Below are 12,615 nucleotides of genomic sequence, written 5' to 3' on the forward strand. Positions count from 1 at the left end.
ATCAGCGTGCAATACATTTAATGGCAATTTACAAAAATTCCCATACAGATTGAACACGAGAGGTTGTCTCTTTGGAAGCTTTGACGTAATTCACAAAGATATTTATGCAAAATCCCGTTCTACATATCCATAGAACGGGATTATTGCTGTTTAATAACCAATAAAAGAATCTTGGCACTTATTTATTCGCCCGGATCTTTGATGAATTCTGTGATTATCTTAGCATTTGTATATACGACATAATCTCCGATACCACTGTTTGGATATCTGTGCTGATCTACATTTGATGCGTCATCATAAAGTTCAGCAAAAAGATTTATCTTATAATTTGCATAATCCGTAAATCCATCACCTGTTACCGGATAGAATGTAATTGATATCTTATAAACACCATCATCAATTGTCTCGCAATCTTCAGCCGGAAGATCAACATATATCTTATCCATATCGGAAGTGATATTTACAGTTTCACTCGCAGAACCTGAAGAAAATACAACATTTCCTGAGAGATAGTCATCTATATGAACATCTCTATATTCAACACCGGTTACAGTGCCTCCATTCTTGATATCATACTTCTGCTGAAGCGAGAATGAAAGTCTTATATGATCTGCATTTTCATGTCCACTTATAGAAGTAACGTTGTATGTAGCTGTAGTTTTAATCTCCATTCCTTCCGGTGTATCAGATTTCTTTCCGTTGATACCGAGTCTTGAATGGTTCTCACTACTTCTACCATCCTTATCATACTGATCGAGAAGGCCTGTTACTGAATAATATAAATGCGCTGTATCAACAGACTCTCTATAGTAGTAATGATAATCCTGAGGTGTAAATGCCTTCGCCATACTTGAATATGCAAGACTGTTAGCATCACCCTTATATGCAAGGTTTGATGTTGCTCCGACGTTAACACCGACTGAAGTGTTTCCTGTACCAAGTGGGAATTCATTATCAATCTTATCGGCATCGAACTTCATCACAACCTCCGCATTAATAACAAGCGGTTTCGGTGTTGCCAGATTCTGATCCGCCAGCAGCTGAGTCATAACAGATGTACCTGATGTCTGAACATTTATAAATCCTTCATCACTATTCAGATTTATGTTGTAGCATTCAGGACTTTCATCATTCAAATCCGAATCAATACTATATCTGGCTTTTATCTTGTCATATTCTGCCGGATTCTGATCTTCATCTCTGTCAAGACCTACGATATTCTTTAAAGTTGAACCATCATTATAATATCTTGTAAGAGAAAGGTTAAATGAATGATAAAGGTCTGCAGATACAAGATGGATCAAAGCTGCTCTGTTCTTAACTCTTATCTCTGTTCTCGCAGTTACCGTTAACTCTCTGTTATTTGAAGTAATCTGCTCATTTTCCGGTGATACGTTGAGCATATTTGTTGTAGTCTGCTCATAAAGGTCAGCCACGAACATTGTGAACTTCTTAGTCTTATTCACAAGATCCATATTCTTTACATGGGCTGAACTTGCTCCCACCTTATTTGGTTTCTCAAGAGTATCATCTACTGTTATCTCATACCAGTAAAGTTCGTTATTATAGACTCCTTCATTTAACGGAACATACATACTTAAATAGTAATCTTCTGTATAATCATGATTGAGTTCTATAAGAGTATTACCATTTCCCGCGGCAGCAAACAGATAATAAACCTTATCTCCGTTTTCATCATATGAATAAATATCATAGTTTGAAGCTGTTCCGCCTGTATTGTAATTTCCTGTTCCGCTAACCGTTGTACATTTAAGTTCCGGAGCTATAGTATCAACAAAATCATTAACTGTGAAATTCGTATTGCCGTTCTTGAATTTATTGAAATCTATGATCCATCCGTTATTTGAACTTGCTCCGCCATCGGTTTTAACATATGTTTCGAATCCGCCTACTCCATTGTTACCCGTCATACCGTCCATGTAAAATACTCTGTCTGAACCACCATTTGGATCTACAAGTACCATGTAGGTATTATCCGGAAGTCTGGCATTTGTATCACCATTAGCCGTATCAAATATTACAAACTTATCATGATTCCACTTAAGATTGTTGGTATTGATCAATCCGTTTATATCTTCTTTTGTGTACTTAAAACGAACATACTGTGTTATCCAGGTATTCAAACTGTCGAAATGCATCGTCTTTGAATTATCATTGATAACTGCATTATATTCTGAAGCCGTAACAGCTCCTGTATCCTTATTATACTGCGTTGAGTTTGTTTCACTGACGGCCGCTGCACTAAACTCTACCTCAATCTGCTTGATGGTATATACAGGAACATACAGATGATAAGCAATCTTATCAGGATACATAGGATCCTTAAACTTAACATCTATAAGGGTAAATGTATTGCCTCTCTTAGAATCGGCATTTTCACCAACAAGGGAGAAAGTCCCTGCACTTGTATCATTTGATATAGATGGTAAAACTGTATTATCTACTGTAAATGCTCCCGAATTGAATCTACAAGTTTTTATATCCACATCAAAATACTCATTTGTTGATGCATAATCAGTTGTAGTATTGGTTACAAGCTGAATATACCTATTGATAAGATTTGTTGTTTCAGTATTGTCATTATTGGCAATAACTATTACCGCAAAGTCATCAACACCTGAAGGAGCAGAAGTTTTCTTCTCTGTATAATAAGTAGAAATTCTGTCACCATCATCATTTATACCGCGCTTCAGATAAGCATCCAACTTATCATTTCCCTTGATAATCGTGTCTTCAAATGTAGAATAATACTGCTGTGCTGTTCCTGAAGTACTCTTCTCAGAGTAAATCTTTGCAGCCATTGTATTTGCTGAAGTATAACCGCTGTATCCCGAAACAGTTCCATTATATAAAACTGCACCGTCTCCTGAAATGATCTCATCAGTTCCTATATCAGACTGAGGATTAATATTTACATATGGATATTTTGGCATATCTACAACAGTACCCTTATTCAAATTCGAAACAGGTATCGTATCTGTACTACCACTGCCTGAATTATCAGAAATGTTATTGCAGGCACCTGTGTAATCGGCGAAAACGAAGGAAGCCTTAGAGAAGTTTGTTCTATTACCAACGTTTCTAGCAAAACCATTTCCATAGATACCAACACCTGTGAACTGGATAGATGTTGTATTATCATTTGATGCAACATTTCCAATCCAAGCACCTATACTAGAACTATCACTTGTAACATTATCCAGCTTAATGTTATAACCTAATATTTTATTATTACTACTAGCTGATTTTCTTACTACTTTACCTATAGCTCCACCAGAATAATTATCTCCGGTTCCTACAATGCAATTTTCAACCGAACTATCATGAATATAGCAAGTAATCGAACTGTTATTAGTATATGAACCTGAATAACCTATAAAGCCTCCTGTTGAAGCATTTGATGAATCAGATGTTATAATATAATTTGATACAATACTATCTTTGATATGGATATTAGGATTTCCATTTGTATAAACATTTCCACATCCAAGAAATCCACCTGCATAACCATCAGCTGCCATTTCATTTCCTTTTATTGTATTTTTTATATTTTCATTACCAAGCATCTGACAGTTATCCAATTCTATTCTATAAGGTGCATAATTATTAATCCATTTTCCTCCATAAAAACCTCCAGCATAATGACCGTTGATATTGATTTCTTCGACAGTACAATTATGGAATTCGGCCACACATGTTTGTTGTCCTTCTTTATAGGGCTGCATAAGCCCAACGAGTCCTCCGGCATATCTGGTCAAATCAGAACCTATCGTAATACTCTTTCCCTCGGATGGCATAACTTTCATGTCATATACTTTACATCCATTACCGGCAAATCCTACAAGGCCTCCTGCTGACACATAATATTCCTTACTATAGTCTGCAAAATCGAACGCTTTGATTTTCACAGTTGAATAATCTTCAAGACTAGTATTACTATCTTCAGCAGATGTGCCATAGATAACAACACCACCTTCCAGAACCTTGCCTACAAAACATCCCATTCCATTTCTCGCTTTAAATGAATCCGTATCTACTTTATGCGAAGCTGTCATTTCAATAGATATATCATTAGCACCGCACTCTACTATCTTAACCAAAACACTTTCACTGCTAGTTCCGGAATATGCCAGAAGTCCGCCGATAAACCCTGAACCTCTAACAGACAAGTTATTCATTAATATGTTGTCAAAGGTAATCCAATTTCCATTACCACTCCAACCACAAACACCGCCTGTACTAATCCATAGTGCCGAACTATCACCGGTATATATCTGTTCTTGATTTGATGTTAAATACTCATTCGAATAAATCTCCGTATTAACCGATCCTGACAACGTAAAATTATAAATTTTACTGTCTGAATTTTTGGTATTAACACGATCAAATAAACCTATACCATTATTTTTATTTGTACCACCTGTAGCATTTCCGAAATAATTTATATTGTCGGCGCTGAAATTCTGTGTTGTACCAGAATGAAGTATATTTAAATAATTATCTATTTTAAACTTATTTAAATAAATATCCTGATCAATCGTACAATCATTCCCATCAAATATATCGAGTTTTATCCCGAACTTTGCTGTGTTATCTACAGCCTCATCATAAATTCCAATGCTTCCTATTCCTCGATAACTATCAGGTAACTGATATGTTCCATTTCCAGTCAAATTAATATCATAATATCCCGCTGTACTGGTTACACATCGTGCTGGATAACTTAAACCTGTTGTTGTGGTGTTCGTTGTGGTTATAGTCGTGGTAGTAATAGAAGTGGGTGGAATATAAACGTAAAGTGTCAGCGCAGTATCATTACTATCTGATAATTGACCTGTAATATGAGTTGAATTTCTTAAGCCTATATACCTTCTTTCTTCTTCAGAAATGTTTCCTATTATATTCCATTTACCCGATGAAAGCTTTGTAACATCAAAGTAATATGGTGTGGGACTTACAATAAGCTTTCTTTTTTCATTAGAGCTACCAGTTTGTTTAAATGCAAGATATTTTGTTCCGCTGCTTTCAAAAGAAATAATATACTTACCGGCATTTTCACCACTATTCTGCCTAGTAAACAATAACTTTGTCGCACTACTGATACTTGCCGTAGCTTCTAATCCAACGTCAACTACTTTATTTACATTCAAATATTTACCGCCGGAATAAATATATATTTCTTTTCCATCAGGATCATCACCATTGAATACATCCGTTCTCCCTTCAGCTGATGCCTCTTCAACCTCTGTTGAAGTTGTTGTAGATGTTGTTGTACCATATTCTCCTTCTGTATAATGCCTGATAATATACGGTAAAGCAGAATTTGCTGCTGTGTCACCATTTATATAAGAGTTATAATCATCACTTGATTCTCCAGATGTTCCAACATCATTGTATGAAGCATTGTGACTCATACCATAAACCAAATCATCATATGTACCATATGAAAGTGAATTTGTGTAATCACAAAGTGCTCCATTATTAACGATATTTCTGGTTTTATAAATTGTTACATTACCTTCATCATCTGTTTCACGGCCTGTTTCTGTCATTACATCAGTTTGTGACCCTGCCCCTGAACTTTTTATAGCCTTTGCTGTTCCGGCTGTAGACTGTGTAATCAACGATAATATAAATAGTGCCTGTGCATTAGGAACATCGATATTACCATCTGTAGATGCATTTGAAGGAACACTCGTTACATCCAGCTTATCTGTTTCAGTCTTATCAATATCCGCTATTGAATAATGCTTTTTACCATTTTTAAGAGTATGTACTACTCCTGATCTGGTAGTACCTGCACCATTATTGGCATCATCATGATATGTATTATCTTCAGTTACTGAAAACCGGTCAGTTTCATTTACTGCATATCCATTGATGACACGACCTACTATAGGATTGACATAGATAGCCGCCCAAGCTTCCTTGTTACCATTATTAGCAAGATTGTAGTTTTCTCCAATGGCATTTACTCTTAAACCGGTTGCAGATATAGTAGTTTTTTCTGCATCCATATTTTTAAATATAAGTCCACCGAATACTATTACACCAACATATCCACCTACAGGAACTATAGTACCGTTTGTTCCTTTAAGTGTTATAGCTGTATTGGAAAAAGTTATATATGAATTATCAATGATGGTATCTCCACCCATCAATTCACCAATAATTCCTCCATAGAACTTACATGTATTTGTAGATTCATACTCATATCCAAAATATGCCTTATCATATGCCGCATTTTGCTGCTCAAGAGAAATTCCACTCGAAAAGTTAACATTAATATTTACATTTTTAATTACACATCCATTTGATACATTTATAAATGGATTGCTACTTTTATTTGTTATTGTATATAGTGGTGCGCCTTCAGAATCGGTATCACCTACGATTACTCCTCTAAATGCTGTATTGGCTGAAGGACCACCAAGTCCCGGAAATGTACTGTCAAGTACGATATTCTTATTTATCTTATAATATGCATTTGCAAGATAGTATTTAACATTATCTTCTTGCCAAGCACTGCCATTTTCAGAAGTAAAATCCGTACCTACTTCTGCAGTGTACTCAGCATGATAACCGTCCCCTTCTTTATCAGTACACCAACGATTTCCTGTGGTATTTGCAGCTATTCCATTAAATGCTGATGAATCTTTTGGTAATGTAATACTACCCAAATTAAGAATCGGACTATTACCACTCTTTAAAAAGTTAGCTATCGCAACAAGCTGATCCGCACTTTCAATGATATATGGATCATTATATGTTCCACATCCTTTTGACTCTATCTCAAGAAGGTAGTTAACTTTTAACTCTCTATAATATTTTCCCGAATGATCTGCATCCGGATTAAATGGCTGATAAACATATGGAAGGAATACCGATTTAGAGAAATCATATTCCTGATCAACAGTTCCTACATCAGGACGAGTATAGCTCTTATTAGTTCCTGAGTACTTGCTTTGACGAGACTTACTTCCTTCTGAATCCCAGTTTTCTACTGTGTGAGAAATCTCCATACCATATGTAACATCTCTTTTAACTGTTGATCCTTCTGTTCCCCAGTCATCATCATGTGTGAAATTATACGACATCTCCGCATTCTGATCTGTATTGATTGAGTAGAACAGTGTAGCATGCGAGAATAACGATCTGGATGTACCATAAGTATCAGTTAATGATGAATTAAGTTCTGTTTTATTGGCTGTATCAGGAACAGTTGCTTTTCTACCATCAAGTTTTATATTCGTAAGGTTGAATGAAAAACCTCTACCATCTGCACTACCTATAAGGCTTCGCGCTATAGGAAGTGTTACTGAAGAATATCCGCTTGCACCCAATCCGCTGATATCTACGGATACTGTTGGAACCTGATCGTCCGGTCTTGATATGGAATTAACAAGAAGATAACCATTACTAAATGCAGTATCACCTGTTGTTTTAGGTACAAGTTCATTCAGAGTAAATTTTCCCGAAATATTCAAGTTTCCTCTCATAGTGCCACTTATCAGTGACGCTTTATAACTATCAACTTCAAGGAAAGAACCACTCAATGAAGAGGTTCCTGAAACATTTATAGTTTTACCTGCCGGAAGATCGATGAACAGTCCTGAATGCATCAAATAATGCTGATTCTTATCAGTACTTGTAGCACCCGGATCACGAATATAATTATCAGATACTACTGAATTAGTAAATGTATTCTCAGCTGTTGTATATAATCCGTCATAATCAAATGTTACATTCAGATCTTTGAGTGTATAACTATCCGCTACAGCTATAGGATAATATGAAAGACCTGTCAGATCTGCATTTCCTGTAACATTACTATCTGCCATGCCCGAATCAGTTATTGTATCACTGATACTTGAGTGAACATACTTTTTAGCACTCCATAATACAAGCTTCTGACCTGCATTTGAAGTACTCATTTTGTCGATATTATAGTAATATCTCGAATTAGGATTTGCATATTTTGAAGATGTGAGCGCTGCCGATGATGTAGTACCGAGCTTATTCTGATATGTACCTGTAGTTGTAATCTTAGCTTCAGATACACTTCTTGAACTATTCATATTGATAGAAATGAGTCCCGCATTACCTTTAATAACATCAGTTGCCGAATACGCTGCTATCTCATCATATACTCCCAAAGTTCCCGGAAGACTAATGCCACTTCCATTAAGCACATATCCCTTATTAAGAACATCGAGATAAAGTGCTCCATCAACATTATCACTTTCCAACGAATACATCTTATTTACAAGTATGCCAAGTGATGTACTTCCACCACCTGTAAGTGTAAGTCCATCAACATTAACCGAATCAACTATCCATCTACCTGTTCCTGCATATGCGAATATACCAACTTCAGGAGCTGAATAATCAAGATTTGCATTTGTTACAGTTACTCCCTTAACATTAACATCACAAATATTCCAAGAATATCCAAATAAACCACCTACGCTCTGTGTCGATGGATTACTTAACCTCAGTGGATTATCTGATTTTCCGAAAGTTGTATGATCAACTATTATTTTTTTATCGCTATATTTTCCTACCTTATCAACATAAGATATAAGTCCACCTATGCGGACTGCAGTATCAGATCCAACTCCTACTGCAGGAACACTATCCATGGTTACTGTCAATGAGTCAGAAGAACCTTCTGCAAATTTGATATTAATCTTTTTAGAATTAACACCGGCTATTGCTCCGGCACACATGAATCTGTCCTTAAGCTTTCCGCTAAGATTAAATGTAGTATCAATAACAGTTGTGCCTTTTATATCAACTGTTCCGTTATCTTCTTCCTTATCTGTATAACCGATAAGGCCACCAAGGTACTTTGCCCATCCGGCTGTTGCACCCGTTGTATTTCTATTTTCATAATAATTTACAATCTGAGAAGCTGTAATATTCTCTAACGTTGTATTACCATGAGAACGTGCAGCCACACCACCGTAGCTCATTCCATTTGGTCCTGCGTTATGTATATATACATTTCCACCGATTGTAAGATTCTGAACTTTTCCGGTGCCTGTTGTTCCATTTCCGATAACTGAGAAAAGACCATTATACTGATGGCGATATATCTGACCAACGCCTTCCGATGATACGGAAACTGCATTTCCCTGATAATCCTTACCATAAGCTTCGCCGGTAGCAAATGTTATTGTATGATTGCCACCATTAAATGTTCCTGTATAAACTCCGACACTTCCTGTATCACTTATTGATATAGAAGGAGAGCCATCTCTCATAAATCCATTTATACCTGTTCCTGCAAGAGAAATGTCACTGTCGATGGAAAGATTTCCTGCAAGAAGGGTATCACGTGCTGAACCACCGTTGAATGTGATAATATCACTGCTTGAACCATTATTAAGCATTATATTAAGTGCTGTCTTTGTGAATTCAACAGTGTTACTCATATTACTTGGGACAGCCGCTGCCAAAGTTACCGTATGTGCAGCCGGATTAAATGTCACGATACCGGCTGTTTCGATATTCATATCATCTGAGCCGTCACTTACAATTCTTACAACTTCGCCCCATGTACCAAGATCATCAGCAACTGAGCCGTTTGAACGGATGTATTTCCATCCAACAGTCTTTCCGGCGCCTTCATCTTCAAATGAAGCCGGATCAGAATCTTCACCATTTCCGAGTGCATATACAAGGACGTTATCATTTTCTCCTACAAGCTGACCATAACAGCTTTCAATCTTCGCCGTATTGTCACTTGTTGAATATGTGCCATATGTCGCAGCTGAAGATAAATCTGTTGTTCCACTTATTCTAAGGACGCCATTTTTAAATGAACCTACAACTCCGCCTCCTCGGAATTTCTCACTTCCCGTTCTGAGTTTATAATCTCCGAGGTCTACAAATACATCGCATTCTTCGGAAGTTCTTCCTATAACTCCTCCAAAGTAAGCTCCTTTTGTATCTCTTCTTCCGGTTCCTTTAGCTGTAACGTCAATCGTATCAACTTTAATATAAGCATCATTCTCAACTATTCCTATAACACCACCGTATGACATGAAGGATAAAGCTGATTCCGACTTAAATTCAAGATCAGAAAGAACCAGACTGTCACTTAACTTTCCTGTAATATACTTTCCTATAAGTCCGCCATAATGTCCTATTTTATCATATGTATTATTATTTCCTGATTTATGATTATCAGAAGTATTTGTGCCTGTAAATGTTACAGTGAAGTCTGATTCATTACTGTCATTTTCAAACACACCAAAAAGTCCACCGGCATAGGTTCCTACGGCTGTTGCTTTTACTCCATTAAAATATGTTGAGATATCGAAAGATTCTGTAAGATTCTTATTCAGATAATGACCAAAAAGTCCGCCTGCTCCATTACCAACTATAGTTCCATCTATGGCGACATTTGCAGGGAAAGAAAGTGAAATGTCAGAATTCACATCACCCGCTATACCGCCGGCATAACCATTACTTGCATTTACCGAAGGAGCATATCCTGAAGGAATAGAATTAACTGTAAGGCTGGCAGTATCTTCCATACTTCCAACAAATCCGCCTGCATTTGCATTTGTAGATGTGATAGAAACATTAGCAGTTCCGGAATAAGTAACAGTAAGCTGTGAATCCTTCTTCATTCTACCGCAGATAGCTCCAACATTCTTATTATATCCTTCAGAATTCGAAATCATGGCAGCTGAAGATTTATTATCGAAATTAACTTCTACTACTGCACCTTCATCGATGGTTCCGATGAGACCTGAATATGTATATTCTGAAGAAGAAGCTTCCACATTCCAAGGGTAGCTGTTTCCATTTCCGTGAAGTACATGATCCGCAAAAAGAGGCGAACTCTTTCCGTCTTCTACAGAACCATTTCTTGTAAGCTGTAAAACAATATCCGTATTCTTATTGTTATTACCATAGAGGATAACGTGATCATATACATAGCCAAAAAATGCTCTCTTAAGAGTAAATGGCTGTGTAGCATTTCCAGCAAACTGCACTGTACCTGAGAATGGATAATCCTTACTTCCAAGTCCTACAAAGTTATCTCCGAGAGTTCTGTTAGTCGGATCGTTTGTAAGAGACATGATAACGTCATCATTCTGGTGTACACTTGCGAATGAAGTGTCGCTCTTATAAAGGTAACAGTAATCTACGATTGACTGGATTGACGGAAGATAAACTGTGCCCGGTGTAAATGAAGTAGTTGTCGGAGTATAAGTCGGAAGTGTCTCATTATCAACTTCTTCCTCTGCCGCACGCACAACAAGACCGGCAGATTTATCCTCCAGTAAAGGAAATCCGCTTCCAAATAAAACATTTAAGATTAAACCAAATGTCATAAAAAAGCTAAATGCTCTTTTCAGTTTTCTTCTTGGTCTTCTACCTGACTTCATATATATCACCACGCTTTTTTCATAATTCTCTAATTCTCTCTATAACTTACTAATCTTCTCTGAAGAAGCATCTGATATAATTCGATGCTGCATTTTCTCCTGTATAAGATATATTTTCTTTTTCTTTATAAAGCTGAAGCTCATATCTGTTCTTATCATTAAGCGAATCAACCTCAAGAGTTATCTTGCTCCAACCTGTGTAATCACTGTATAAAGGATCACTTGAAGTTATCGTCTCAGCTACTACAGGATTTTGTTCAAAAGTATTTCCCGACATATTTGAGAAGAAAAATTCATTGATCTCGAAATATTCACTATTCCATATTATGTCAACTTTTCCTTCACCGTTTCCGGTAATTATATAGTTGTAAAAGTCATAATCAACTTCGCTGCTGTTGGTTTCTCTGAGCATCCCGCCCCAAGATGATGCATTACCTACGCTGATTCCTCCGTAAATTCTTGATTCGATAGTATGTAAAGAATTGACTGATGGCATTGCCCAAACATGTATATAGAAGTCAGGATCCTGTTTACTTAAATCACTCTCTGAAATCTTTATTTTATATTTATCCGTTGATGAATCATTTGGTGCTAAAGTTTCTCCCTCAAATGAAACCTTATAATTTCCGGCACTTGTAAAGTAATGCTCTGCGCTGTCCTCAGGAGAAATGACACTTGCTGTATCATCTTCCTGCTTTGCCACATAGTAGTTGGTAGAAATCTTATTTACAATTTCCTGATATCTGGTTGCAGCATTGTCCGGATCATCCTGCTGAAGTCTTGAAAGGAACTGAGCCATATTCAGATATTCATCTCCGTATTTGACCTGCAGTTCTGCATAGAAATCATATGTTATCTGTGCAGGGCTGAATGTAAGCAGCTTATCCTGGTCATAGTTACAGACAGTTACTGTATACTGGCTTGTAGAAAGCATTCTGCTCGAAAGATCCTGTCTCATACAGTTAGATGAGAAAAGCTCACCTTCTGATTCCTTGGTAGATACAACTCGCTTAACAACAGATACTTCAGTATATGCTGCATATGTAATTGCAATACCTGCAGAAATGGCAATGACCGTTACAAGCCATACACTTATCCAGTTTTTCTTTATGAATTTAAGTATCTTTTTCACGGTCCTGCCTCCTTTCCTCGATATCTGATATATTACTATCATTTATGTGGGAATCTT

General features: G+C 36.7%; 2 protein-coding genes. Both read right to left on the bottom strand.

Annotated elements, in window-relative coordinates:
- Positions 1 to 182: 182 nt before the first annotated feature.
- Positions 183 to 11,426 carry a hypothetical protein gene (locus tag B5D25_RS07650; RefSeq protein ID WP_078787386.1) on the bottom strand — a complete coding sequence of 3,748 codons (11,244 nt, stop codon included), beginning with the start codon at positions 11,424 to 11,426 and terminating at the stop codon, positions 183 to 185.
- 49 nt (positions 11,427 to 11,475) lie between these two features.
- The gene (locus tag B5D25_RS07655) at positions 11,476 to 12,558 is read right to left on the bottom strand and encodes a hypothetical protein (protein WP_078787387.1); all 1,083 of its coding nucleotides are present in this window, start codon (positions 12,556 to 12,558) and stop codon (positions 11,476 to 11,478) included.
- Positions 12,559 to 12,615: the final 57 nt, after the last annotated feature.

It is taken from the genome of Eubacterium ruminantium (genome assembly GCF_900167085.1).
GTDB lineage: Bacteria > Bacillota > Clostridia > Lachnospirales > Lachnospiraceae > Eubacterium_Q > Eubacterium_Q ruminantium.

What these genes read in the sequence shown, in the direction of transcription:
- B5D25_RS07650 (WP_078787386.1), bottom strand. Translation starts at nt 11,426, where the DNA reads ATGAAGTCAGGTAGAAGACCAAGAAGAAAACTGAAAAGAGCATTTAGC.